Origin of the sequence: Amycolatopsis tolypomycina (genome assembly GCF_900105945.1) — a bacterium.
Classification (GTDB): domain Bacteria; phylum Actinomycetota; class Actinomycetes; order Mycobacteriales; family Pseudonocardiaceae; genus Amycolatopsis; species Amycolatopsis tolypomycina.
The window spans coordinates 902,913-928,974 of sequence record NZ_FNSO01000003.1 but is presented as its reverse complement, the minus strand read 5'-3'; the positions used below and the strand labels follow the sequence as shown (position 1 = coordinate 928,974).

Sequence of the window (26,062 nt, the reverse complement as noted above, 5' to 3'; positions counted from 1 at the left end):
GCCGTTCCGAATCGGCCGGACTACCCGCCACGGACGTGCAATTCCCAGGGGCGCCAAGCCAGTCGAGCCCGACGTGCACGTCAGCGCCGCGGCAATTCGGCGCGATCGCCGACATGGATATGATCGGGTCGATTCGGTCGGGAGGAAGCATGGCGGAAGAAGCCTTGCCGGGGGTGGACCTGGAGCATCCCAGCGTGGCTCGGGTCTACGACTGGTACCTCGGCGGAACAGCCAACTGGGCCATCGATCGCGAGTTCGGCAAGAAGGTCCTCACAACGTTTCCCGCCGGAATGTACTGCGCCAGAGCCAACCGCGCCTTCCTGCATCGCGCTGTGCGGCACCTGGTGGCCCGCGGCGTGCGACAGTTCGTCGACATCGGCTCCGGGGTTCCCACGATGGGCAACGTGCACCAGATCGCCGACGAGGTCGCCCCTGACTCCCGCGTTGTCTACATCGACCACGAACCCGTCGCGGTCGCGCACTCCCGGATCCTGCTCGAACAGCACGGCGATCCCACCCGCCACGCGGTGATCCACGGTGATCTCCGTGATCCCGACGGACTCTGGGCCGCTGTCGCGGAGACCGGCGTGGTCAACCTCGACGAACCGCTGGCCCTGCTGGTCACCGCGGTGCCGCACATCCAGCAGACCGGCCCCGACGGCCGGGACGCGGGCCCGGAAGCCATCGCGCAATACCGGAACCTGCTGCCGGCACGCTCGTATCTGGTGCTGTCCCAGATCACCCACGAGGGACTGCCCGAGGACATCGCCGCCCAACTGCACGCGATCATCCAGATGTACGACAACGACGTCAGCAAACACGTGCTGCGATCGAAAGCGGAGTTCGGCGCGCTGTTCGGCGACTTCGCGCTACTGGAGCCCGGCGTCACGTGGACGGCGTCCTGGCACCCCGAGGACAGCGGCCCCGACACACCCGTCATCAATTTCGCGGACCCCAGCGAGGCCGTGATGCTGGCCGGAGTCGGGCGGAAACCCTGACCGAAACACGGCGCCAGCCACCGCACCGGTGGTCGCCGACGACATACTGACCACGGACGCGTCGCCGCGCGAACGACCCCGACTGCCTACCGTCGCAAGAAGCCAGGGAAGAATGCTGGGTTCCCTTGTACCGCAGGGGATTCTTCGGCCAGGACCTTCGTCGTCGTGAATCTCCGGCGCCGGGACGCGGCGGGTTATCCGGTGCACTGCAGCCCGACGCTCGGCGTGAGCCAGCCTGACCGGTTCAGCCGTCGCCGCGGCTGGCCTCGCTCGTCGCCGGCCTGGCCCCGAACACCAGCGGCAACCTCAGTCGCATCCAGTACCGCACCTGGGCAACACGAACGACGCCACGCCGCCGGCGGCGCGCGAAACCAGCTGGTGCTGAGGGCACGCTGCGCTGACCGATCCGGTCGGAATACCGCATGACATGCAGGACCGTGCCCATCGCGACTCCCCGTGCGACAGTCGTGTTCGTGCCAGCACAGAACTGAGTCGTCAGTATGCGTGCAGGCCCTCCCTGGCATGCCGATCTTAATCGCCACCTGCCGTGGTGCGCACGCGCGCCGACCCCGCGCCAGGTCTGCGCGGTCACGCGCAGCCCTCAGATCGGCATGCTGGGCGGCGTCGGCGGGCCGTTGTCACGGCCGGTGGTGAAGCACTGCGGCTACGCCCTCGTCGCCCGGCACCGTAGGAGACGCCGCGCAGGACGGCGACGGGAGCGCCACGGCCTCGCTGGCCGAGCATGATGCCGACCGCGGCAGCGGTGGCCAGCTGCCCAGCTGTAACCCTGCCCGTCTCTTCCGACATCGCGACTTGGGCCTCAAGCGTTCTATCCGTGACGCCTATGGCCTGCGCATGATGAGAAACGTATCGAGGGGCTTGGTCGCCGTGGACCTACCGGTGACCATTGAGTGCCCGACACATGACCGGCTCCGAACCGGGCCGGAGGTGGCTAGGACGTAATACAGCGCGTCGGCGGTAGTCACCCGATGCACGTCCGGTGCTACAGCGGCCAACGGCTGTGGGCTGACGAGCACAGTCTGGGTTCCGGCTCGGCGGCCGGCGCCGATGTCACACGCGGAGTCGCCGATCGTCCATGACTCGGAGAGGTCAAGATCGAGGTCCTGCGCGGCCTGGCGGAGCATCCCGGGCGCGGGCTTGCGGCATTTGCAGATCACGCCGAAGGGTGGCATGGTGCCGTCCGGGTGATGGGGGCAAACGTAGACTCCGTCGAGTTGAACCCCATGGTCAGCGAGGAGCCGTCGGAGCTCCTGATGCATCAGGTTCAAGTCGGCCTGTTGGAACAGCCCTCGAGCCAGTCCACTTTGGTTGGTGACGACAACCAGGGCGAAGCCCGCCTCTCGAAGCGCGCGCAGCGGCGGTGCGATTCCCGGCTGAAGGACCAGCTCATCAGGTCGGGTTGGGTAGTGACGGGGCTCAGTAAGCGTGCCATCGCGGTCGAGGAACAATGCCCGCCGCAGCGGGCCGGCGTCGGCTGCGGCTGCGGTCATCCCGACTCGCAGCTGAGAAAAGTCTCAAACAGTTCGGCCGCACGAGCTTCGATGGACAGGGCTGAGACGGTCGGCCGGTCAGGCAAAGCCTTGTCGAGTGCGGTCATGTCCGCACAAGTGAAGTACTGGTAGGCGGTTGTGACCGCGTTCGGCACCAGTTGCACCTGTAGCGATAGCGTCCCGGTCGCCTGGCGGTACAAGCGGGCACACCATGACGCGACGTCCGCGAAGGACACGGCAAAGCCGGAGCCGAGGTTGTAGACGGCGGCGGGCACCGGCTGCTCAGCGAGCTGGACGATCGTGGCGGTGACAGTTTCGACGGGAATGTAGTCGCGGGCGGCGGTCAAGGAGTCGTCGAAGAGACGAACTTGACCTGTGCGAGCGGCCGAGCGCAGGAGCTGGGAGATGATCGAGGCCATCGGGCCCTTGTCGGTCTCATCAGGGCCGAAGACGTTGGTGTAGCGCAGCCCCACCCAGTCGAACCCTGTGTCGTGGCGAGCACGCATTTCTTCGTCGAGGGCAAGCTTGGAGGCTGCGTACGGGTTCAGCGGGCCGGAGCAGCGGACGGAGTCGGTGTCCGCGTCTTCGGCGATCGGCTCGCGATCGTGAAGGGTGCCGTAGACGGCGTGTGAGGAGGCATAAATCAGCCGGGTGCCGCCGGTTCGGCAAGCGTCGGCCAGCCGGAGCACGCCGATTGTGTTGGTCTCCTCGAGCTCGGGTCCTGCCGGGGCTCGGGTGTTGCTGATGCCGGCCTGGTGGACGACGGTCTGGTAGCGGCCCGCCGCGATCTCGGCTAGGAGGGTTGAAGCGGCGAAGTTGCCGCGCTGCCAGCGGGCAGCGTGGGCGAGGTGATCGGGTGCCGGGCGCAGGTCGTTGGCGGTGACCCGGTATCCGGCGCGGTGGAACGACTTGGTGGTGTGCCGGCCGATGAACCCGGCCGCGCCGGTGATCAGCACCTCGCCGTGTGGGCTCATCGCGCGCCTGTCGCCTGGGCAAGCCTCGAGATGCGGGAGGTGGTGGAGTGGCCGTCAAGGTAGGGCACGATGACGACCTTGCCGCCCCAGCTTTCGATCAAGTCAGCTTCCGGGATCCGCTGACCTCCGTAGTCCCCGCCTTTGACCCAGATATCGGGGCGGAGCTCGGACAGCGCCCGCTCAGGGGTGTCCTCGTCGAAGACGAGCACACCATCCACGCACTCCAGCGCCTCCAAGAGCGCAGCGCGCTCGCGTTCCCCGACGACCGGTCGGTCGGTTCCTTTGAGTCGACGGACTGAGGCGTCGCTGTTGATGCACACCACGAGGACGTCACCGAGGCGGCGCGCCTGGGCGAGGAGGGCGAGGTGTCCGGCGTGGAGGAGGTCGAAACAGCCGCCGGCGCCGACGACCTTTCCGCCGCGAGCCCGTACCCGCGCAGCCAGTTCCAGTGGGCCGGATATCTCGGCGGCCCGCGGGGCGTGGAGGCTGGCGGGGCCGCCCGCGTGGACGTAACCGGTCGCGGCTTCGACGGCTGCTGCGGCGGCGTGGGACGGCAACCGTCCGGCACCGAGCATTACGGCTGCTGTGACGGCGAACTGGTCACCGGCCCCGCAGCTGTCTCCAGCGGCCGGCCGGGCAGGGATGACCAGAGGATGGGCATTGGGGTCGGCGACCAGGACCGCACCGACGCGGCCTCGAGTGATGGCGACCTGCTTGACCGGCCACTCGGCGAGCAGCCGTGTGGCGCGGGCTGTATCTCCGGCCAGGTCTCGGGGCTCGGCGATGCCGGTCAGCGCCAGGGTCTCATCCGCGTTCGGGACGGCCAGGGCTGTCCCCGGTACCGGCGCGGTGCCCTTGGGGTGTGGATCCCACACCAGCGGGCGATGGCGGGCCGCGTCGGTCAGCGCCCGCCTTAGTTCGTCGTGGGCGGTGATGCCGCGGCCGTAGTCGCACACCACCACGGCCGCAGCTTCGGCCAGCCGGGAGCGGGCTTCGTCCGGGAGCGGGCCGAGGCGCAGCGGGGCTTGCGCGGTGTCGTAGCGGAGCAGGGTACTGTCGGCGGTTCGGACGCGGGTCTTGACCGGGGTGGGGCCGTCGGTGGCGAGGTCGATGACCTCGACTCCGGCCTGGTAAAGCAGTTCGCGGACCCGCCGACCGGGAGCGTCCTGGCCGATACCGCTCACCAGGGTGATCCGCCAACCTGGTTCGCGGGCGGCCAGGACGGCAGCAAGTCCGGCGCCGCCCGGCCGGTCGACAGCGTGGGTGTCACTGACAACCGGCACCGGGGCCTCGGGGGAAAGTCGGTCGACGGTGCCGAGGATGTCGCGGTCCAGCAGCACGTCCCCGACCACCACCAGCCGCCGCCCGCCCTCCGCCTCCCTCTCCTCGGACGGCGTGGCGAGGGAGGTGTCGAGGGCCGCGCAGAGTACGTGCACGGCGACCAGGTGGCATTCCTGGATTGTCGCGACCTGCTCGGCGTCCACACACACCGCCTGGTCGCTGGCCTCGGCCAGCGGGTTGGGCGCAGGGCCTGTCAGAGCCCAGACGTCCAGGGCGCGTTCCCGGCCGGTGCGGGCGGCGGCGAGCACATTGGGACTGGAGCCGGAGGCCGACAGGAGTAGCAGGACGTCACCGGGCCGGCCGTGCGCGCTCACCTGCCGGGCGAAGACTTCCTGGGCGCCGTAGTCGTTGGCGATGGCGGTCACCGAGGAGGAGTCCGCGTGCAGCGCTATGGCGGACAGGGGCGCCCGCTCGGTACGAAAGCGGCCCACCAGTTCGGAGGTGAGGTGCTGGGCCTCGGCTGCGCTGCCGCCGTTGCCCGCGACCAGCAGCCGCCCGCCCGCGGGCAGCCGGTCAGCGAGGACGCGTCCCCATGACTGAAGACGGTCGGTGTCGAGCAGGGGTAACGCAGCGGCGAGCGCTTGTACATGCGCGCGGCCCGACGTCATCATGGTCGACTCCCCTCGAAGCAGCAGGGCAGACTTGGTCGTCACGATGGCCGGGTGCCGACGATGGCCGACCAACGCCGGCACCCTGCGATGTCAGGCGTCGTTCGCGGGCCGGAACCGTGCGAACAGCGGACCGTATGCGGTGAGGGCGCGGTCACGCTCCAGGAGAGGGTAATCCTGGAGGTTGTCGATGACCCGGTGTTCAGTGAGGAGATGCTCGGCCTGCTGGAGCAGGACGGTGTCGCCGAGCTCCGAAAGGTGAACGCCGTCGCTCCACACCGCGCCGGCCTCGTTACCGGCTGGCAGCTGGCGCGCGGCCGCGGTGAACGGAGTCCACACGTCCAGGAACAGCGCGCCGTGCGCGGCGGCGGCCCGCTGAGCGGCCGTGTTGTAGCGGGCAAGCTCGGCGTTCATCGCCGCCACGATCTCGGGGGCGTCGATGGGTCCAAAGGGAGTCTCGTTGACGACGACGACCTGGCGGGAGTAGTCGCGAAGCTGCTCCAGCATGGTGTTCAGGTGCCGGGTGTATTCGTCGAGGTCGACCGCTTCGGACATTCGGTTCTGGAAGCGTCGCCAGACGTCGTTGATGCCGCAGCCGAGAAACACTAGATCGTAGTCGAGGCCGTTGGTCGCCCGGTCGGCTTCCACTAGGGAGGCAACGTCCCGGCTGGTGGCGCCGCCTTCGCCGTGGTTGCGGATGTCGAAGCTCATGTGCGGTCGGGCGGCGCGCAGCGACAGCGCTAGCCGGTGTACCCACCCACGCTGGTGCCAGCCCTCGATGGTGACCTTGGAGCCGATCTCGGGCAGATCGGCCTGGGTGGTCATCTGCGCGTTGAACGCTTCGAGGTGCTCCATGATGCTCGTGCCGAAGAACCCGACGGTCAGCGTGCGGCGGTCTTCGCCCGCCACGGGAGCGCCGTCGAAGCTGCGGCGGACGCCGGCTGGGACGCCAGCGGCGACGGTGTTGGGGGGGATGCTGCGAGTGACAACCGCGTTCGCTCCGACCAGGGCGTTCGCCCCGATCCGTATGCCGCCGGTGACCGTGACCTTGTTGGAGAGGATCGCGCCGGGCTCGATGATGATCGGCGCGGCCTCGAACCCCGATGCCCACGGCACGAGCTGCCCAGTAGGCACGTTGTCTGCGGATCGCACGCGGTGGTTGTGGTCGTGCAAGTCGACCATGTTCGACAGGGCAGCCCCGTCGCCCAGTCGGATGCCGGCCATGGCGGAGATGAAGCTGTTCTCTCCGATGGCGACGTCGTTTCCGATGGCGACCGTGGCGCCGCGATGGACCTGGATGGTGCACCCACGACGGATGGAGACCTGGTTGCCGATCGTCAGGTGGGCGCCGGCGTCGATCTCAACGACGAGGTCGTCGGGCAGGTCGCAGTCGGACCCGAGGGTGAGCGCAGGACCATGTTCGGCGCGTAGCCGGTGGGCGACGGACAGGTCGGGTTCGGTGCTGGTCATCGTGAGTTGAGGTCCTTGTTCGGTGGATGCGGATGACGGTCTGGGCTGGCCCATAACGGTACCGGTCGTGAGCGGGCAGGTTCGGACGGTCAGCTCCCCCGGTCCTTGCGGACGAGAAACGACCCGATGGCAAGCGCGTCCAGGCGTGTCGCGGCGAAAGTGGCGACTGCATCGCGCGGCGTGCATACGATGGGCTCGGCCTCGTGGTTGAAGGAAGTGTTCAGTAACGCGGGCGGGCGGCCGGTCTGCTCGGCGAAGGACGCCAGCATTCGTGCGTAGGGGTCGGTGCCGTCGCGAGTGACGGTCTGCGGGCGCAGTGTGCCGTCGGTGTGCACAGTGGCGGGGATCAGTTCCCGGGCGGCATCGGTGGCCGGACGGGCGACGATCATGAACGGATGCGGCGTGCTGGTGCCGATCAGAGTGGGTGCGGCTTCCTCCAGCAGGACGGGGGCTAGTGGTCGCCACTCCTCGCGGTGTTTGACGTGGCGGTTGATGTGGTCACGAGCCGAGGTGCGGTGAGCGTCGGCGAGGATGCTGCGTTGTCCGAGGGCGCGGGGGCCAGCTTCCATACGGCCCTGAAACCAGGCGACGGTGTGGCCGAGCGCCAGGTGCTCGGCGACCACGGCGGGCAGGTCGTCGCCGTGGTCGTGGAAGGCCATGCCGAAGTCGGTCAGTGCCGCCTGGATGGCAGCCTCTTTGAAGGCGGGGCCGAGGGCGGCGGTGGTCATTACGTGGCCGGGCAGCGCCAGGTCGCCGCGGCGCAGCGCGACCTCGAGTGCCGCGCCGATGGCGCAGCCGGCGTCCCCGGCGGCGGGCTGGACGAACAGCTCGTCCACACCACGGAGGGCGGCGAGGCGGCCGTTGGCCGAGCAGTTCAGACCGACACCGCCGGCCACGCACAGGCGGGTGGCACCGGTCGTAGCGAGGGCTTCGCGAGCCAGTTCGATCAGACACTGTTCCAGCAGGTGCTGCGCGGCGGCGGCGAGATCGGCGTGCTCGGGATGGAAACTAGTGTCGGGCACGGCACGACCGCTGGTCGGGTTGTAGGTGCGGGCGCGGCGGTGGGGCGCGATGCCGAGGTCGGTGTAGGCGGCGGTGTAGGCGGCCTTCAGGCGTCGGTAGTAGCGCAGATCCGTGTATTGGTCGTCGACCTGCTCGTCGGGGCGGATGCCCCAGCGAGACAGGTCGAGGTGGTAGCCGCCGGGGCTGGGGGTGAGGAAGTCCAGCGTGTACCGGTCGGGGTTGCCGTATCCGGCCAGTCCCATCAGCTTGCCGGAGCTGGTCCAGTTGCCGAGCCCGAGGTGCTCGGCAACGGTCTCGTAGAACCAGCCGAGGCTCTGGGAGAACGGCCGCTGCCGCAGGATCTTGAGGCCGCTGGTGGTGCCGTGGGCGAGGGTGGTGGAGATGCCGTCGCCGGAGCCGTCGACGACCAGCACGGCGGCCTCGTCGAATCCGGAGGGGTGGAACGCGGAGGCGGCGTGCGCGAGGTGGTGCTCGATGACGGTCAGTTGTTTGGGCAGGTGGTGGTCGAACAGGGTGGGGTCGAGGAGCTCGGCGATGAGTTCGGCGTCCGTGCAGGTGTCGCTGGGCTCGGGCCAGGCGGGGTTGAAGGCGATGGCAATCTCGTCCACGTCGGCCAGGCTGATGCCGGCTTCTGCGAGGCAGTACGCCGTGGCGACCGCACAGGACCGGGAGTCCTTGTGGTGCTTGCGGCGGGAGAATCGTTCCTCCTCGGCGAAGGCGACGATACGGCCGTCGATGACCACGCAGGCGGAAGCATCGTGATAGTAGGGGCCGCCCAAGCCCAGCACGATTCCCAACGGTGTGCTCCGTCCTTCTCGCGATGGCCACCGCCGCGCGGGGTGGTGGCGGGATTCAGGCTGTGGTCAGGTGGTCGAGGGTCGCCTTGATGACGGCCGAGGGGTCGATGGTGTCCATGCAGCCGCCGACTCCGCCGCAGGCGACCTGGTGGGCGCATGGCGAGCACGGCAACGTGGACCGCAACGCGGTCACGTGCTCGACATGCTTGGGGATCACCTCGGCGCCGTTGCTCGGCCCGAGCAGCAACACGGTCGGCTTCTCGTGTGCGAGGGCGAGGTGGAAGCCGAAGGAGTCGCCGGTCACCACCGTGTCGACAAGGCCCGGCAGCGCCGCGGATTCCTCCAGGCTGAGCGGGGCGTACGCCACACGCGTCTCGTCGGCGCCCCGCATCCGCAGGTGCCGCACCAGAGCCTCGCACGCGTCCCGGTCGGTGGGACCTCCGAGGAGGGCCAATTGCGCGTCCTGGTCGAGCAGGGCGTTGGCGAGTTCGGCCCAGTACCGCTCGGGCCACAGCTTCGTGGGCAGCGACCCGCCGAGGTTCAGGCAGATCCGCGGGCCGGTCCGCTCCCCGAGCAGCCCTTCCGCGCGCCGCTGGGCGGCTTCCGGCACGTGCAGGACGTACGGCTCGCCCGCGTACTCGTATCCGGCGACGGCGAAGTACAGCTCTGTCCACGTCTGGGTATTGGTAATGGTGCGGTAGTCGTTCCAGGTGTTTTGCCGGAAGAACTGGACGGCGGCTTCTCCCATCGGATAGAGGGAATGCTGGGGGCCGCCGAAGGCGAGCCCGGCCTTGTGCCCGGCGTCGATGCGGTCGACCAGCGCTGCGGCGGACGGGGTCCGTTCGAAGGAGTAGACGGCGTCGAAGCGGCGGGACGGCAGCTGGGCGGCGGCCTCCCAGTCGTGGATGAGAACCTCGTCGACGTAGGGGTTCATCCGCAGGATCGGGGCACACGCCTCGTCTACGAGCCAGGTGATGTGTGCTCCGGGTCGCTCGGCACGAATCCGGGCGGGCAGTGGGGAGGCGATGAGCATGTCCCCGAGCAGGCCGAGCATCACGATCAGCACCCGGTAGTTCACGGGGTCGTGGTGCGGGCAGCCGTGGCACGGCCGCGAGTGCCGACAGGGCATCCCGCCCACGAAGTCCCGGCAGTCCGGGCGGATCACGAACGTGTTCATCGTGTGCACGGGGCCGAGAAAGAGGCCCCTTGCCGGTATTCGCTTCGGGATCACACCACGCCCCCTACTCCGGCGGCGGCCAGCGCCACACGCAGGACCTGCTCCTCCTCATCGACTGGGCGGTACGCCTCCACCAGCGCCTGGGTCCGTGCCGCGACGGCGTGCGAGTCCTGGCCGTCGCGCAGCACCGCGGTGAAAATGTCGGCCAACTCGTCCATCTCGGCTGCGCCCATCCCCGCCCAGGACACCTCCTGCAGGCCCAAGCGCAGCCCCGCGGGCGCAGCGACGTGCGGCAGGGGGATCGCGTTGACCACAATGCCAGCGTGGACCAGTCGCTGGGACGCCTGCTCGGCGTCCATCAGCGGCGCGATGTCGATCCACAGTTGATGGCAGTCTGTGAATCCGGCCTTCTCGCCGCACACCGTGAACCCGCGCTCGGCCAGAGCCGTGCCGAGGCAGCGCGCGTTGGCGACCGTGGTGTGCGCGTACCGGGCGCCACGCGCGTCCATCTCAGTGGCGGCCACAGCCAGGGCGACAACGTCCGCGGGATGGTGATGAGAGACGAAGTGGGACGCGTGCTCATTCAATCGGGCAGCCAGTTCCGCGTCGTTGGTGGCCAAGATCCCCTTGTGCGGGCCGGGGTAGGTCTTGTGGGTGGAACCGCCAAGGCTGTCGGCGCCCTCGGCGAGCGGGTTCTGCCAGGCGCCGCCCGCGATGAGGCCCAGGGTGTGGGAGGCGTCGTAGTGGATCACCGTGTCGGGGCCGACCACGTCCCGCAGGCCGGCAAGGTCCAGGGGGAACAGGCACATGAACGCGTCGAGGTACACCAGCGGTGGTCCGGGGCCGCCGCCGAGCTGCTGCGCGAGGGCATCGAGGTCGAGCATGCAGGTGGCCGGGGCGACCGGCAGGTCCTTCATCACGAGCCCCAGGCGGGTGCCGATGGAGCGAGTCGAGCCGTGTCCGCCGTCCCGCTCCGCCAGATTGAACGCCGCATCCCCGGGGTGAGCCAAGGCTGAGAGCGCCACCGTCAGCGCCGACACCCCGGACACGGGCTTAAGGTTCACGTGCCGAGCACCCACCTGGGCGCCGAGCCGGACGGCCACAGCCCGCTCGATATCGACCAGGTCCTGCCGACCCGGCCACGCCCAGTTCTCCCCGCCGCCCTCGGGGCCGGGAAAGGCGTACCGGATGGCAGCCTCCATCAGGTGTGGCACGCGGGCGGCGAGCGACAGCCTGTTCTCACTCGGCACCAGGTGCAGTCGCTGCCGACCGGTCTCATGGTGGGCGGCCACCTGCCGCAGAATGGCGAGCACATCGGGCGGTATGCGGGTCATAGAGCGGATTCCTGACGCTCGAGGACGAACGGCACGGGGGCGAAGGGGATCTTGGCGGGCCGGTAGCGCAGCTGGCCGGGAGGACCTCCAGGCAGCCGCGGGAAGCCCTGGTGCAGGGCGCATGCCAGCGCGGTCACGGTCATGAGTTCGGCGAGCGGCCGGCCCAGGCAGGCGTGCGCCCCGCCGCCGAACGCCCACAGCCGCACCGCAGGAACTGGCCCGGCCAGGAACCGGTCGGGCCGGAACGCGTGCGGTTGAGGGAACACCTCGGGATCGAAGTGCCCTGCCGACGGGGTGTAGGCCACCCGCATCCCGGTCGGGACGTGATAGCCGCCCAACTCGATCGGGCACACTGCCTCCCGCATCGACAGCAGGTTCGGCGAATGCAGGCGCTGGGTCTCGGCGAGCACAGCCCGCAGGGTTGGCAGGGCGTCTCGCCGCACCAGCAACCTCGGCTCCGTCACTGCGGCGTGCGCCTCCGGGACCGCACGCTCGGCGTGCTCACTGTGACGAGCTAGTTCGATCAGGCACCAGGTGATCAGGCTCGCCGTCGTCTCCCGTGCCGCGATCAGCAGCGCCAGCAGATGGTCGGTCAGCAAACCTGCCTCCGTCGGCGCGTTCTCGAACGCGGAAGACAAACGCGGCAGCGCCGAGCCCGGGTCCACGCCCGCCAAGGCGGAGACCGGGCGGCGGGCGAACAGAGCATGCAGCCGCCGCCGAGCCCTGCGCCCAGCCCAGTATCGGGCCGCCGCGAACCGGCACCGTCCAGGCCGCACCTCGGTGGCCGCGACGAACCGCCCGAAGTCCGTGGCGAACTCATCCGCGTCGACCTCATCGGGACGTATGCCCAGGAGTACTCGGGTGCTCATGGCGAGGGTGATTTCACGCGCCGCCGCGCACAGATCCACGACGCCCTGCTCCGCCCACCGGATCGACACCGGTGCGCTGACCTCCAGCAAAGGCACAACGTAGCCGGACAAGGCCCGGCCGGAGAGGGCAGTACGCAGCCGGCGCCGAGCTTCGGCGTGGCCGTCATCGGCGAGGTTGAACACCGCCCGGCCAAACAGGTCATGAACGAGTGCGGTGTTCAGCACCGCCAAGCGGCCACGTTCGGCCGCGAACAGCTCTCCCAGTCCGGCCGAGGTGCCCACGAGCACTGTCTCGGCTCCGTCGACCGTCATCCGGAATATCGGCCCGCACAGACGGAGCCCCTGGTCGATGACGCCCAACGGGTCCTTGTCGAAGCCCCGCGACGGGTACCGCGGCGGTGGCCCGCCCATCGCAGGTGCCACGATCCGTTCAGACACCCGCCCGCTCCAGGATGTTCAGTTGCTGCGCCGCGCGCGCGGTGATGACCGCATGATTGAGCTCCGCCACCTGAAGCGGCGGCCGGCAAGCACAATCCCTGGGTAGGTCTCCCGGATTACCGGTCTCCCCGAACCGCATCAGCGCGTCCACCACCCGGTCTGCACACTTCGGGCACGCGTCCGGGAATATCGACTCGAAATCGGTCCCCCGCAGATTCACGCACGCCACCCGCACCGCGAGTCGCTCATGGACGCGGCGGATAGCCTCCACCACCGTCCACAGGTTCGGGGGTGTGTACTGGCCGGCCTGCCACAGTTCCCACGCCACCGTGTTCCGGGACACCCGTGTCGGACACAGCGTCATTCCCTGCACGCCGAGCCCGGTCAGGTAGTCGACCGACCGCACGACATCGGCTACCGCCTCACCGTCGGTCAGAAACGGCGGCTTGACCATCAGATAGATCTTCGCATCTACTTCCAAGTCAGCCATCACCTTCAGCGCACGCTCGAACGAGACCTGGGAGATCCGCGTGTTCACCAGCGTCTCCCGCACCAGCACGTCCGCGGACTGCAACCCGATACCTATCTCAAGCTGCACCGTGCCCAGCGCCTCCACGAAGGGGCGCAGCACCGGCTCGGTCACGAACTGCGGCAGCGATTCCACGACCAGACGCCGGACTCCGGCCGCGGCGACCACCCGGGCGATCTCTACCTGCACGTCCCGGGGTATCTCGCGCGGCGCGAAGAAACTGCCGTCGTTGTAGAGGGACAGCACCTCATATTCGGGCTCGTCCGCTGTTCGTACGAGCGTTCGCCGTACCTGCTCCAGCAGGCTCTCCCGCGACGTCCCACCATCGATGCCGTAGTTGTTCTCGTTGGTGAAGGGGCACATCGTGCACGTCGGCACGGAGCATCCACCGGACATGATGATCACCTTCTTGCGACCCGCCAGGGTCCCGCTTGGCAGCCGAATCACATCGAAATCGATGAATCGCGGCTCTGCGGGCTTCGCCTGCGTGTCTGGGGTGCGCAGCCGCAGCGACAGCTCACCGATGCGGCGCCGCAGATCCTTCGCCGACATCGAAGAGTCGGACGCGTGCTCAGTCATGAAAGCCCCCTCTATCGTTGTCCCGTTCGGCTAGGGCGTTGATCGCGCCTCCGGTGTAGACCGCACTTGATCTTCTTGCAGGAGATAGATCGCCAATGCCGATACAGCGATCACCGGGCACGCATTTGCCGTCATCCGCGCGGCCGGTCCTCACGTACGGAGCAACACCACTGTCGGGTCGAATCTCGCTGGAAGAATACGCTCGCCAAATTACGACGATCGTGGCCATTTTCGCGCAACGCCACGATCGTCGGATCTGGGCGGTCTAGGGTCACCGCCGACACCGTCGGCGGTTGGTCTGTCAACTTCCAACAGAATTGCTCCACGTCAGACCGCAGGAATTCGATACCGTTCAGTCTCACCCAGTAACCCTGTCCTGCGGAAACCTCGCCTGTCAACAAGATCCAACCATTGCTGCAGCCAACCACACCGTCGGCCTAACCGCGGGCTGAGAGCGCCTGCACTCGTTGTAGCCGATCTGGCCGAGAAACAGCGCGAACAACCGCCTCGCTGAATCAATGGCCATCACATGATCCCGGCGCCGTTCCTTGATCCGGTGATATTCCGGGGCCCCGGCAACCTGCTCACCTGCCGGTCTACCCGTGCGGGCTGAGCTACTCGTAGTCATGCTGGCCACTCGTCGCGGAGCACCGAGTAGAGCACCGAATCGCGCCATGCGCCGTTGGTGAATACGTGATCGCGCAGGACGCCCTCGCGCGTGAAACCCAAGTGCTCGACTACGGCTTGCGAGGCGAGGTTGTCCGGGCCGATCGCCGCGGTAACACGGTGGAGATCGAGTGAGCCGAACGCGAAGTCCATCATGGTGCTGACCGCGTCAGTGGCGAAGCCATGGCCCCAGTGGTCTGCAGCTACCGCGTAGCCGAGCTTTGCGGCTTTCACCCCGGTCAGCGCCAGGCGACAGGTCCCGATCAAGGCGTCGTCATCCATCTGGGTGATTGCCAGGTAAAACTCGTTGCGAGGCTGAGACTTGGCTCGTTGAAGGGCCCCGTCGATCATCTCTTGTGCAGCGGCTGGGCTGCGACTGTCGAACGACAGGAACTTGGTGACCCGGTCGTCTCCGACGATCGAAAACGCTGCGGCGCCGTCCGTATGGCGGAATTCGCGTAGTCGCGTCCGTCGCCCCATCAGGAGGACGTCGCCATCGGGTGCTGTCGGCTCGGTGGTTGTCACTGCGGCAGCGCCAGTCGCTGAGACGCGAATGAACGCATCGAGTCGCCGAGTTCGTCGATCGCGCGCCCGTCCGCGTCGAGGGTGGCGAGTCGGTTCTCGACGTGCTCGACGGCTGTGACGACGCCGTGTGTGCGCTGGGCTACGGGCAGCGCGAGAACGCCGGCCATCGCGTCCGCTGCACCTTCGAACTCGCCACTGGTGATACGCGCTATGGCCAGCGCGCACCGCGTACCTGCTTCGTCGCCAAACGCCCGCTCCGAGGCAGGAGCGGCCTCGTACGCCGCAGTGGCTTCCAGGGCGAACTGTTCGGTCTGGTCGGCGTAGTCGGGCCCGGCCCATGCCAGTGCCTCCGCGGCGTAGTACAGCTGACGTGGCCGGTTGAAGGTGCAGAAGCCGCCGAGCTCGTCAAGATCGTCGCGCCGGACCTGGTCCCGGGCTTCGGTCGCTCGATTGACGGCGTCCCGAGCCTCTTCGTAGCGGCCGAGCGCCGCTAGGGTTCGCGCCTCGCCGGCTGCCAGCCAGACCGCTGAGGTGTTGCGGCTGCGTTGCGCGAACTGCGAGCCCTCGCCGGCGTATCGAACGGAGTCGTCGTAGCGGCCTGCCCAGTACGCGATCAGCGACTGCAGTCCCTTCGCCCAGGCCTTCAGGCCGTCATGGCCGGCGTTGTCGGCGGCGGTAAATGCCGCGCGGGCGTGGGTCATCGCTTCTTGCGGCGAGTTGAGGTCGTGGGCGGCGCGAGCCATGAGCCCAGACGCCACCCCTGCCAGCAGGAACAGGTCCAGGGTCTGGCTTGGACGCTGGCGACCGTCGAGGAGACTGAAGATCTCACTCTGTGTCGCGCTCATCTTCCCGAGCAGGGTTTCCAGCGGCTTCTGCTGGTAGTCGACGGTCAGCCCGCGAACGTCGTCGGTCAGTTGGTCGAGTGTTTCTGCACCCACGTTGGGGACCTCCGTCCTGCTCAGGAACTCGCGCGCCCGCTGGGCGCTCGTGGCGAGGACCTGCCGTTGCCAGTCCTGCCGCGCGGGATCGTGCGGCGGGGCGATTACGTCGTTCGGGTGTGCCTGAAGCACAAGCCCGCTTCCATGCGGCGGGCCCAGCAAACGAGCCGCCGACTCGCAGAACATCTGTTCAAGAGCGGCCTGCGAATGCGGGTACGGCTGCCCCTTCATGTCGCCGCCGAGCCAGCGGTACGCCTGCCGTTCCGATAGCTCGGTGCCAGTGATCTCCCGATAGCGGTCACGCAGGTCTTGGACGGTCATGTGCTGCTGCTTCATCAGCTGCGCAAGCCGCGTACGCGGCAGCTCGTCCTCGACCATCGTCTCTCCCGTCACCATGGACAAGTCCCAGGTTAGGGCGCTACCACCGCGTCGGCGAGCTTGATCGCCAGATGGCAGAAGAAGGCAGAGGAAGTCAGCGGCCACGACGTTCCGATGTCAGCGGAGGCCACGCGAACCTAAAGTTGTCCAGCACGCTGTGTGACGAGCACGAACAGGCGAACCCAGGAAGCGGGCCAGGTCATGGTGATGGTGCTGATCGCGATTCCACTCTCGGTAGCGGCCGCCTTGGTGTTGTTGCTCGTCGCCATCGCCTCCTTGTCAGCGGCAGCCAGGTGGTCGGCCCGCCGAGGCGCTGCGAGACGAGCCCGGGCGATGCGAGCGGTGGCCCTATCCCTGGTACGGGGCCGCGCCAGGCGTGGGCGTTGGCTCGCGGCCTCAGCACCCGGTCAACCTGGTGGTCGGGGTAGTTCGCCCGACGTCGCCCCTGCCACCAGGTGCCCAACCGGCTAGCTCGTGCGATCGACACGACGGTCATCTGGGCGTCCTGCGCCGGACATCGCAGGACACAGAAAGAAGCGCAGGTCGCGCGAACCGGGCTGAACTACCCGGTACGCCTGCGCTGCTGGTCCGCGCGGTCGCGCGGCGACGCCACCCCTCGGGCTGCGCGGACCAGCACTCAAACCATCGAGAGGGAATCTCGCCATGCCGATCGCTGCTTCACGACATCGAACGGAGTCGCTCCTCGACGCCGCCGTCGCCTACGCCGAGCTCGGCTGGCCGGTGCTGCCTGGCCCAGTGTGCGACGGGCTGGCAAGCTGGCACCCCGTCACCGTCGAGCCGCTGGGGTGTTGCGAGCCGACCGCTGACGACGAGCAGGCCACGACGGACCTAACCGTGATCGCCGAGTGGTGGGCACTGTACCCCCGCATCATCTTGACGGCCGTCGGCGAGCTGTTTGACGTCCTCCGCGTTCCGACCCCTGCGGCATCACAGATCACCGGATTGATGTCGCTTCCCGTCGGCCCCGTTGCTCTTGCTGCTGACGGTGTCCGGTTCTTCATCGAGCGCGGTGCGGCGCTCGCGCCAGAGTTGACCAAGGTCCATGGCGTCGAGCTACTCCGGCCTGGAGGGCTGACGCCGTTGCCTCCGAGCCGGGTCAAACCAGGTGTCGTGTCTTGGTGGATATCGCCAACGGCAACGAAGGGCCGACTCGGTGACGCCGTTCGCATTCAAGCGGCGTTGATCGAGTTCATGCGGGCCGGCACGCATGCGCGCACGACAAATCCGGGACGCCGAGATGGCGAACCAGTCGGACGGGCCTGATGCTCGGACATGGCGTGCCGTGCTGCACAACGACATTCAACACCGGCTCGGCGACGAAGCGAAGCAACTTCGCGCAAGCGGACTGACGTTCGGCGTCTCCCAATGCGGGATAGTCTGCATACTCGACGCATATTCGTCGAAGAGTTCGCGTTGTCCAAAGTGTTTCCCGGCATGGCCCAAGGATGAAGATACGCAACCGATTCCCCGGCCGTCACTGCCTGAAGGGGCCCCCAAACCCAAGCCACAACCAGTCGATCGGAAGGGGAACCACGCAAGCTGCTGGCTTGGCAGCTAACTGCCACGTCGTAGAGCCTGTTCGACGCGGACAACGAACTCGATCCGAAGCGCAGGGCGATATCCAGCGGCATACAGCTGCTCGCGCCAGCCGGTCGGTGACCTCCATTCGCCGATGCCGGGCGCAGCCAGGTTAATGACGAAGAAAGCCAGATTTGTGTCAACTGCTAATCGTTTTCCTCACGCCTCGCGAAGTCTGGCGCTCTCGCTACACTGAAGGTCCAGGCGATTTCCAGTGTTCAGGATGGTCCCGATTTTGGCCGGCAGGTCAGGATACGCGACAATTCTCAACCCTTCGCCTCCGCCAAGAGAATCCCTACCCCGTCCCACCGCGGCCTCACGGAACTCCAGAACCAACGGTGACTGGGTTTCCCCAGCCGCCATGAGCCCGGAGCAGCGCCTGAGGGTGTCACTGCTCCCGGCCATCACAGCCTGGAAAATCCAGGAAACGAAGGGAGAAACAGTTGGACGAGAAGGACAAACTCGTGGTTGGCGTCCGAGATCTGTCCGGGGTGCGTGACCGGCTCGATCTCTCCCACGGCGACCCGTCGACGTCGGGCGGCGGCGACGGCCACGGCGATGCGGGTGGCGACGGACTGAACATTCCGGAGTGACCTGGCACGGCGAACTGCGGTGGCGGACCAGCGATTGACCTGCTGGTCCGCCACCGTTCACAAGAGAGAGGGTACTTATGGACCACTATCTGGTCGAAGAAATCGAGAAGGCGCTCGGATGGGATGGCCCGCAGCACCTCGGCCAGCGATTCGCTCGGGGCAGCATGGCGATGCCAGCACTCTGCACCAGGTTGCTGACACCCACGCGCCTGCTGGACGTGATCATGCGACGCTCACTCTCCTCACCGCAGTTCCGGTGCTTCCGAGGCGGAGACGAGATGCACCCGGACGCGTACCTGGCCAACGCCGTAACTCGTCGAGGGCAGAGCCTGTCGATGGCGCGAATGGACCGCCTTGGCCAGTTCATCGAGTCCGGCTGCACGATCGTGCTCGACACGCTGGACACGTTCGACCCCGCCATGGAGATCACGTGCCAGGCATTGCAGTGGTGGTCACGGGAGCTCGTCCAGGTGAACACGTACCTGACCACGAACGACGCCGCCGGGTTCAACCTGCATTGGGACGACCACGACGTCATCATCGTTCAGCTCGGCGGCGAAAAGTCATGGGAGGTGCGCGGAACCTCGCGCACCGCACCGATGTACCGCGATGCGGAGCGGAACGACGAGCCTCCGGCCGACGTCGTGTGGTCCGGCACCATGAAGGCCGGCGACGTCATGCACATTCCCCGTGGCTACTGGCACCAGGCCACGCGCGTCGACAGCGGGGACGGCTACAGCCTCCACGCCACGTTCGGGTTCGTGAAACGAACGGGGGTCGACTGGTTCAGCTGGGTTGCCGACCGGTCGCGCCAGCAGGAGAGGTTCCGCATCGACCTGGATCGCTGGGGAACAGCGGCCGAGCAAGCCGTGGACGCCGAGTACCTGCTCGCCGCGGCGTCAGCTCTCGCAGCCGACTATCCGCCGGAGACGTACTTCGCAGCTCGTGAGCGGGAACGGCCGTCGCGTAGACACGTGAGCACGTCCGGTGTCTTCGGTCCGCTGACCGACGTCGTGTGCGTGACGGACTTCCCTCCTCGTTTCGAGGAGTACGGCGACACGGTGGACGTCACAGCCGTGAGCAAGGTGATCACGTTCGCCGCGCGAGCTGAACCCGCCCTCCGCCTTCTGCTGTCAGGTAACCCGGCGAACATCGAGCACGTCTCCCTGGTGACCGGCGTCGATGCCGAAGCGCTCGCCAAGACGTTGGTGGATGAGGGCCTGTGCACAGAACTGACCGAAGAGCTGGCCGTTGGCTTTGTCGGGCTGGTCGACACCAGCTCGTCCCCCGGGTTGCGGACCTACCTGGGCACGTTCTAAGAGCCCAGTTCCGCGAGCAGCAGTTCCGCCGCCGCCTTCGCAGGCTCCGATAGCGGAGTCGGCTGCCCGCGACGGGCGGCGATGCGGATCGCGTTCGCGCAGACCAGCAGCTGAGACAGCCTGCCAGACCGCGTCTGCAGGTCGGCGGCGAACTCGCGCTGAACGCGTGCCGCCACCGCGGGGTCCGGCAGGGCTGACTGCCACAACGTCGCAGCGTCGAGTCCGCGCGGAGCTGCGCCCCAGTCTTCCCAGTCGATCAAGTGCCCCTCGACCGAGAGGTTGCCCGGGTGCACATCAGCGTGGGCCGTCCGCCACTCATCGACGGTGGTGTCGACCCCCGGGAAGATCTCGCCGATTCGCTTCGTCAGGTGCGCCTGTGTCATTCCCACGCGCTCGGTCTGGTGAGCACCAAGAGCAGCCAGCGACTCCCGCACGGCGGTCCACCAGGCGTCGGGCAGCGTCGCCATCGTCGCGAGATCGCCCACGATCGGAGCAGAGATCAGCTCGACCTCGTCAGCACGCCAGGCGACTTCGCGGGCCTCGTCGATCCAGGCTGTGGCCTGAAACCACTCCGGCTTCCGGACGTTCTTGATGGTCGCGGCCGCCTCCAGCCCGACCCACACCGCACTGTTGATCTTCCAGCGGTTCCGCCGCTCGATCCGGGCCCACGTCCCGTTGCTCGTCCGGAAGCCCTCGGTTGCGCCGGACTCACCGAACACCACTGACGACCTATCGAGGCGAAGTCCGAAGACCTGCTCTACACGGCTGAGGACGTCTTCATGGTCATGCTCGCGTACGTCGAGTACAGCTACGGGAGTGGCACTGGACGGCTGAGCAGCGGACACGACGAGGCCCCTTCGACGTCGGCAATCTTTTCCCATCATCCACGATCCGCGTTGGTCAGCACTTGTTAGGTAAGCATCACTACTTCTCCGGTTCGATACTGGTAGACATCGACCACCGCCGAAGCCTGCTATCAAACGATGCCGTGGCGCAGGTGTCTAGTGGAGACTCTCAACAATCTCGACAGCGAGGCCGGCTGTCCCGGCAGCAACGAAACGCTGTCTACGGCCCATGGCCTCGGTGATCTCGGCAATCGAGCCGAAGTGGTAGTCGAGCGGTACGGGCTTCCCCGCGAGGTCGAGCACGGCGCCGCCGGACGCGTGGAGGATGTAATGGCCAGGGGCGAGGTCCCAGACTGCGAAACCCTTGGCGAACTCGGCGGTCGCTTCCGTCATACCCGCCGCAACATGGCAGAGGCTGACGGAGCCGAAGTCCACTCCAATCCGTCCCCTGCGCTTGCCGTCATCGCCTGGCGTGTCGAGCGCTGCGAGAAGCTTCGACTTCCGGGCGAGCGGGAGGAACCGTTCGCCGGGGCGCATCAGAAAGTTGGTGACCAGTGACTCGGAGAGTCGCTTGCTTGTGTGCTGTCGCAGTTCGTACGTCTGAGAGTCGGCTGTGACGACGAAGGCGCGGTCGATGCCGTGCTCGTCACGCGCGCCGACGTAGAGCTGGAGGTGATGGAAGATGTCGCCGACCACCGCGACAACCGGCCGAGCAGCGGCGCGGGAGTAAACCATGACATGCGTGTAGCCGAGCAACCCGCGGACGGCAAGTTCACTGGTGTCCAAGGGGTCGACCAGAACGCAGAGGTCCGGGTCGGGATCATCACCGACGATCTCTGGTTCCGCCTCTTCGGAAGCGTAGACGAATGCCCCGAGAACCGGGGCGAGCAGTTCGCGGTAGCGACGATGCATCCACAGGTCGTGCTCAGACAGGAAGTTGTCTTCGTGTCGCGGGTTCTCGCTTTCGCCGCGTCGGCCGGTTAGCGCCGCCTCGACTAGTCTCGGACGCAACTCCAGCATCACGCCGCGTACCATCTCGGCGATCCTGCCGGCAAGATCGGGGATGCCACTGACCTTCTCCACCACTGTCTTTCCCATCTGCTCAGCGAAGCTCCAAAGGCGGCTCGATGCCCGGTGGGCTCATCGTCGCGGCGATGAACACCGCCTCAAACCTGGCTGCCTGCATGATTGTTGCGCCTGTGAGCTCATCGAAGCTTTGGACCTCCAACGAATTACCCTTGGTCATGGCGCCGAACACCGCGAAGTACAACTCTGCTCCCGGGTATCGCTCCCGCAGTTCCCGCGCCACGAGTCCAACGACGTCAGCATGCTTGACCTCGAAGTCACAGATCACGATCACCGGAGCCTCCACCGATTCCGGGTAGTGGGACTCGGCCGCAAAGGTGATCTCGTTCCGAACGCGGTTGCACCTGAGGTACCCGATGGCGCAGCGATTGAATTGGGCGGACGCCAGGAAGGTCGCCATGACCAAACCCGCCTCGTTGATTCCGACGCAGATGTCCGCGTCGAGCCGTCGCCCGAGGCTCTTGATCTGTCGCATCAGCCGCTGGATGCCGAACCCGAAGGTGTTCCAGGTCAGGTCGAGCAGCTGGCCTGGATTGGGGTTGGGCAGCGAGAACACACAGATGGCCGGGTTTCCATGATCGATCGTCGGCACGACTAGGGTGAAGTCTTGCCCGACAGCATTATCGGTCGCTTGGGGGCCGCCGACCACGGCGTTGCGAACCTGAAGCGAGTCGCTAGCAGCGGCGGCGGGCGGGTGGTCGCCTGCGGCCTTCAGTGCCAACTGATCTTCGGGGGCCAGCTTCTCGTACGCCTCCTGAACAAGGTCGCCCGCGAAAATGTACTCGCTAGCCGTGCCATGCGGTCCGAGTCCGTACGCTTTTGCCAGGATGAGCAAGCTCGCAAATGATGGCGGAGAGCCAGCTCCAGGGGTTCCGCGCGTTCGCGCCCAACTTTCCCACGCGTTGATCGTGGTTCCACCCAGCGTCGTCTGATTGCCGGCCACCTCGTTGTAGCGGATGGCTGCTTGATCTTGCGAGAGCCCAGCCGAATACCGGAACGCCTGGATGCTGGGAAGATCCCGATGACGGTTCATCAGTTCGCGGGCTGCGGCTTTGACAGATCCACAGGAGACGAACAGCTCCCTGCCCTGCTTCGCAAGTTCGCGCCCGCGCGCTTGAGGAGATCCGCTCTGGTTTCCAGCCACGTTTTCGCACCCCCCGTCGCCCCGTTTTGCGGCTCGCCACTCCCGGACCGCCAGCGTCCACACTACTGGTGCCCATTGCGATGGGCAACTTCCACGAAACCCCAGGTCAACGCCACGCAGGGATCCGAGGGAAACCGGCCCGCCGCGCAGGTGCGCGAAAGTCCCGACCCATGCGACCGTTTACCCAGCATGATCAACGATGGATGAGCATGTAAGGGCTTGGGCCCGCTCTCAGCGACTGAACGTAGGCGGCAAGCGACCAATGGAAGTCTCCATGACGGCTTTCCCTCAAAGTCGTCCACCCAGAACAACCGGACCGAGTGATCACGGACTTACATCAAACACGCCACGTTTCGTCCACGGTTCACGGTCCGCGGCTTCTGCGATCGGGTTCACCGAGACCACCTCGCCAGCGATGCACCGGGAGCCCAGTGTCGTCGCCGCCCGGCTACGGCGCGGCGTCGAACTGCCGAATGGACGGATCGCCGGTGAAACCGATCGTGTCGTCCATCTGGTCCTAGTACCTGACACGGGGACGATGCCTGATCACCTCGTGACGTTGTGCGGGATGACCATCTGGCCACGCCAATCCGACCTCGTCGCTGTCGGAACGGGAATGCCGTGCGTACCCTGCGCAATTGCATCCCCCGGGCCACAAGAGACCCGCGTCTGTGACACGGCGGACCCGCAATGATCAACATCGGCGTCCGGCCGATCACACCGCGGACCGCCGCCACGCAGCCCCGACGGCATCGGCGTGGCTGCACAGGCGCGAGGCGGGGCCGGCGTCGGCGCAGCATCGTGTCGGCCGCCCCGGCCTGGCGTGGGCGGCGGGGACGACGACCGCCCAGGCCTACCCCCAGGGGAACGCGGTTGACGACCAAGGCCGTGCGGGAGGGGCACAATGGCTGCCGGTGACGATGATCGCCACGTCGACAGCCGGGGCGCGCTAGATCGATCCGTGTCGACGGTGCCGGCGGAACTGGATTCTTTCATCGGCCGCGGCGGGTTGCTCAACCGCTGCAGGGAACTGCTGAACAGCGACGGAACCCGGCTGGTGACGTTGACCGGCTTTGGCGGAGTCGGCAAGACCCGGCTCCTGCTCCGCCTTGCCCACGAGTTGACTGCATCGCGCGGATACCGGGACGGCGTCGTCGTGGCCGAGCTGCGCGAGGGCGGCGACCGGCTGTATGCCGCCATCGCTGACGCGCTCAATATCCAGGACAGCGCGTCGACGCCGGGTCTGGACAGGCTCTGTAGCTACCTTCAGGACCGGCAGCTGCTGTTGATGTTGGACAACTGTGAGCATCTGGTCGGCGACATCCCCGGACACGGTCCGGTACCGACGCTGCTGAACACGCTGCTGCGGGACGCCCCTGGGCTCCAGGTGATGGCGACCAGTCGGGAGCGGCTGGGTGTACGGGGTGAGCGGCTGCTGCCGGTTCCGCCGTTGTGCGTCGGTGACGAGGACCGATGCGACTGCGCCGACGGCGACGATGGTGTGCACGAGGCGCTGCAGCTGCTGATCGACCGGGCAGCCGAGCTGGGTGTCACGATCCGTCAACGCGACTATACCGCCGCAGCGCAACTGTGCCGGCGGCTCGACGGCATCCCTCTCGGCATCGAACTGGCTGCGGTGCCGCTGGCGGGCAACGCCATGACGGTCTGGGCCCTCAGCAAGCACCCTGACCTGTTGTCGCTGCTGGACCGCGCGGCATCCCGTCAGGGCAAGCACCACACGCTGCAGGCGATGGTGAGCTGGTCTTATACACGGTTGCCCGAGCCTGAGCGGAGGCTGTGGGAGCTGGCCAGCGTGTTCGAAGGCGGCTTCGACCTCGAAGCCGTCCACGCGATCTGCCACCATCATGGCATCGCTGAGGCCGAGGTTCAGTCTCTGCTCATCAACTTGGTGAGTAAGAACGTGCTCAAGGGTGTAGAGCGTCAGGACCGGCCGCGCTACCGCATGCTGGAGACGATCCGGCAGTACGGCCAGCTGGTGTTGGCATCCGGCGATGGCCACCGACTGCGCCAGGCCCACACCGCCTACTTTGACGAGCTGGCGGCGTGCGGCAGCCGAGAATGGCTCGGCCCGAACCAGATCGACTGGATGCTCCGGCTGAACGAGTTCCGGCCAGACCTGATCGCCAGCCAGCAACGGCTCCTGGCCACCGCGCAGACCGAAACGCGCGGGCTGGAGCTGGCGATCCATGTGAGCCAGACCTGCGCGTTCATCTTCGGCGGCCGGCTCAACGAAAACCTCCGCATGCTCGACGCAGGGCTGGCCACGCACCCCGGCGCTCCGAGCATGAACCGGGTGGCGGCGCTGTCACTGGCAGCGTGGATCGCGCTGATCCAGGGCAACCCTGCCCGTGCTCGCCCTCTGCTGCAGCAGGCCGAGGCGGCAGCCACCGCGCTTGGCATCGCCGACGCTTTTGGGCCGCTGGACACTGCCCGCGGAACCTGGTTGTGGCTCGTCGAGCAGGACCCGAAACGGGCACGGGCGGCGCTGACCTCGTTTCGCAAGGCAGCGCAAGCATGCCAGGCTGCAGGTGCGAAGCCGGATGAGTGGATGGCGCGCCTGTTCCTCACGATGTCGGCGGCGTCGCTGCGCTGCCTCGATGTCGCCAGGGCTGAAAGCGTGACCCTGCTGGCGGACGCCGAGGCGGCCGACGCCCCGTGGTCCATCTCCTGGGCCCTGTGGTGCCGCGCGCTGGTCAAGCTGCTCGACGGCACCCCACGACAGGCCGCCGGCTTGGCCCAGCAGGCGTTGCGCATCCAGCGCGACATCGGTGACGCGTGGGGGCCGGTGGTGGGTCTGTGGCTGATCGCGCTGATCGCCGCGCAGCTCGGCGAGTACAAGACGGCCGCGCAAGTACTGGGTGGTGCACAGGCACGGCAACAGGCGACCCAGGCCACCGTGCTCGAGCAGGGGCCGTTCCTGCGGCTGCAGCGGCTGGCTGAGGCCGCAGGACGGCAAGCGCTCGGCGACGACGTGTGGACCAAGCACGTCGCGGACGGGCAGGACCTGTCCAAGAAGGACATGCACGCTCTGGCGTTGGGCCCGCTGGTGGCACCGGAGCCGGAGACTCCGCCGGATGGGCTTTCCCGTCGCGAGTTCGAGGTCGCCAGCTTGATCGCCCGAGCCTGGACGAACAAGGCAATAGCCAGCCATCTGTCGATCACCCCGGGGACCGTGGGGGTGCACGTCACGAAGCTCAACCACAAGCTGGGCACGAAAAACCGGGCCGGGATCGCAGCCTGGTACCACACCACGGTCGCCCCGAATACGGCGCAGACGAAACCCGAGCCGCCGTGATGTTC

Annotated in this window: 19 protein-coding genes and 2 pseudogenes; 5 read left to right on the top strand and 16 right to left on the bottom strand. The window is 67.3% G+C overall.

Going from position 1 to position 26,062, the window contains the following annotated elements; genetic code table 11:
* Positions 1 to 149: 149 nt before the first annotated feature.
* Entirely contained in the window at positions 150 to 998 is an 849-nt protein-coding gene (locus BLW76_RS10110) for an SAM-dependent methyltransferase (protein ID WP_167384547.1), read from the top strand.
* 244 nt (positions 999 to 1,242) lie between these two features.
* Here BLW76_RS10110 and BLW76_RS47675 read toward each other — a convergent pair whose 3' ends face one another.
* The 13 genes and pseudogenes from BLW76_RS47675 to BLW76_RS10055 form a co-directional block, all read right to left on the bottom strand.
* Positions 1,243 to 1,443, bottom strand: a complete 201-nt coding sequence (locus BLW76_RS47675; protein WP_143060595.1) for a hypothetical protein — start codon at positions 1,441 to 1,443, stop codon at positions 1,243 to 1,245.
* A gap of 397 nt (positions 1,444 to 1,840) precedes the next feature.
* On the bottom strand, positions 1,841 to 2,509 hold the full coding sequence (locus BLW76_RS10105) for a D-glycero-alpha-D-manno-heptose-1,7-bisphosphate 7-phosphatase (RefSeq protein ID WP_091305666.1): 669 nt from the start codon (positions 2,507 to 2,509) through the stop codon (positions 1,841 to 1,843).
* Entirely contained in the window at positions 2,506 to 3,465 is a 960-nt protein-coding gene (locus BLW76_RS10100) for an NAD-dependent epimerase/dehydratase family protein (RefSeq protein ID WP_167384546.1), read from the bottom strand. The genes BLW76_RS10105 and BLW76_RS10100 overlap by 4 nt, the downstream gene beginning before the upstream one ends.
* A gap of 14 nt (positions 3,466 to 3,479) precedes the next feature.
* Positions 3,480 to 4,832: pseudogene (gene rfaE2 / locus BLW76_RS10095) on the bottom strand (D-glycero-beta-D-manno-heptose 1-phosphate adenylyltransferase); the annotation flags it as partial.
* A 39-nt stretch (positions 4,833 to 4,871) separates the two neighbouring features.
* Positions 4,872 to 5,432: pseudogene (locus BLW76_RS49105) on the bottom strand (D-sedoheptulose-7-phosphate isomerase); the annotation flags it as partial.
* 93 nt (positions 5,433 to 5,525) lie between these two features.
* Positions 5,526 to 6,902: a GDSL-type esterase/lipase family protein gene (locus tag BLW76_RS10090; RefSeq protein WP_091305663.1), complete on the bottom strand. Its 1,377-nt coding sequence runs from the start codon at positions 6,900 to 6,902 to the stop codon at positions 5,526 to 5,528.
* An 89-nt stretch (positions 6,903 to 6,991) separates the two neighbouring features.
* Complete coding sequence (locus BLW76_RS10085) at positions 6,992 to 8,713, bottom strand: carbamoyltransferase family protein (RefSeq protein WP_244170127.1); 1,722 nt, start codon at positions 8,711 to 8,713, stop codon at positions 6,992 to 6,994.
* Between the two features lie 64 nt (positions 8,714 to 8,777).
* Positions 8,778 to 9,899, bottom strand: coding sequence for a glycosyltransferase family 9 protein (locus BLW76_RS10080; RefSeq protein ID WP_143060594.1), 1,122 nt, complete (start codon positions 9,897 to 9,899; stop codon positions 8,778 to 8,780).
* Positions 9,900 to 9,949: 50 nt separating this feature from the next.
* Positions 9,950 to 11,233 (bottom strand): PLP-dependent aminotransferase family protein, encoded by a 1,284-nt coding sequence (locus tag BLW76_RS10075; RefSeq protein WP_167384544.1) that lies wholly within the window; start codon positions 11,231 to 11,233, stop codon positions 9,950 to 9,952.
* Positions 11,230 to 12,540, bottom strand: a complete 1,311-nt coding sequence (locus BLW76_RS10070; protein WP_143060593.1) for a cytochrome P450 — start codon at positions 12,538 to 12,540, stop codon at positions 11,230 to 11,232. Before BLW76_RS10070 ends, BLW76_RS10075 begins: the two co-directional genes overlap by 4 nt.
* A complete protein-coding gene (locus tag BLW76_RS10065; protein WP_091305658.1) occupies positions 12,533 to 13,648 on the bottom strand; it encodes an archaeosine biosynthesis radical SAM protein RaSEA in 1,116 nt (371 codons plus the stop codon). The genes BLW76_RS10070 and BLW76_RS10065 overlap by 8 nt, the downstream gene beginning before the upstream one ends.
* Before the next feature lie 624 nt (positions 13,649 to 14,272).
* Positions 14,273 to 14,839 carry a GNAT family N-acetyltransferase gene (locus BLW76_RS10060; protein ID WP_244170112.1) on the bottom strand — a complete coding sequence of 189 codons (567 nt, stop codon included), beginning with the start codon at positions 14,837 to 14,839 and terminating at the stop codon, positions 14,273 to 14,275.
* On the bottom strand, positions 14,836 to 16,155 hold the full coding sequence (locus BLW76_RS10055) for an NsdA family TPR-like regulatory protein (RefSeq protein WP_091305655.1): 1,320 nt from the start codon (positions 16,153 to 16,155) through the stop codon (positions 14,836 to 14,838). The genes BLW76_RS10060 and BLW76_RS10055 overlap by 4 nt, the downstream gene beginning before the upstream one ends.
* 663 nt (positions 16,156 to 16,818) lie before the next feature.
* On the opposite strand from BLW76_RS10055, the gene BLW76_RS10050 reads away from it, so the two are divergent.
* The 3 genes from BLW76_RS10050 to BLW76_RS10045 all read left to right on the top strand — a co-directional run bounded on the left by BLW76_RS10050 (position 16,819) and on the right by BLW76_RS10045 (position 19,666).
* Entirely contained in the window at positions 16,819 to 17,439 is a 621-nt protein-coding gene (locus BLW76_RS10050) for a bifunctional DNA primase/polymerase (RefSeq protein WP_091305653.1), read from the top strand.
* Between the two features lie 758 nt (positions 17,440 to 18,197).
* The gene (locus tag BLW76_RS48405; RefSeq protein WP_167384543.1) at positions 18,198 to 18,347 is read left to right on the top strand and encodes a hypothetical protein; all 150 of its coding nucleotides are present in this window, start codon (positions 18,198 to 18,200) and stop codon (positions 18,345 to 18,347) included.
* Between the two features lie 77 nt (positions 18,348 to 18,424).
* Positions 18,425 to 19,666, top strand: coding sequence for a JmjC domain-containing protein (locus BLW76_RS10045; protein ID WP_091305651.1), 1,242 nt, complete (start codon positions 18,425 to 18,427; stop codon positions 19,664 to 19,666).
* On the opposite strand, the gene BLW76_RS10040 is transcribed toward BLW76_RS10045, so the two are convergent.
* The 3 genes from BLW76_RS10040 to BLW76_RS10030 form a co-directional block, all read right to left on the bottom strand.
* A complete protein-coding gene (locus BLW76_RS10040) occupies positions 19,663 to 20,385 on the bottom strand; it encodes a phosphotransferase (protein ID WP_244170111.1) in 723 nt (240 codons plus the stop codon). The genes BLW76_RS10045 and BLW76_RS10040 overlap by 4 nt on opposite strands.
* A 282-nt stretch (positions 20,386 to 20,667) precedes the next feature.
* Complete coding sequence (locus BLW76_RS10035; RefSeq protein ID WP_091305649.1) at positions 20,668 to 21,609, bottom strand: inositol monophosphatase family protein; 942 nt, start codon at positions 21,607 to 21,609, stop codon at positions 20,668 to 20,670.
* Between the two features lie 4 nt (positions 21,610 to 21,613).
* Complete coding sequence (locus tag BLW76_RS10030) at positions 21,614 to 22,741, bottom strand: hypothetical protein (protein ID WP_143060592.1); 1,128 nt, start codon at positions 22,739 to 22,741, stop codon at positions 21,614 to 21,616.
* Positions 22,742 to 23,645: 904 nt separating this feature from the next.
* On the opposite strand from BLW76_RS10030, the gene BLW76_RS10025 reads away from it, so the two are divergent.
* A complete protein-coding gene (locus tag BLW76_RS10025; RefSeq protein WP_091305646.1) occupies positions 23,646 to 26,057 on the top strand; it encodes a helix-turn-helix transcriptional regulator in 2,412 nt (803 codons plus the stop codon).
* Positions 26,058 to 26,062 lie beyond the last annotated feature (5 nt).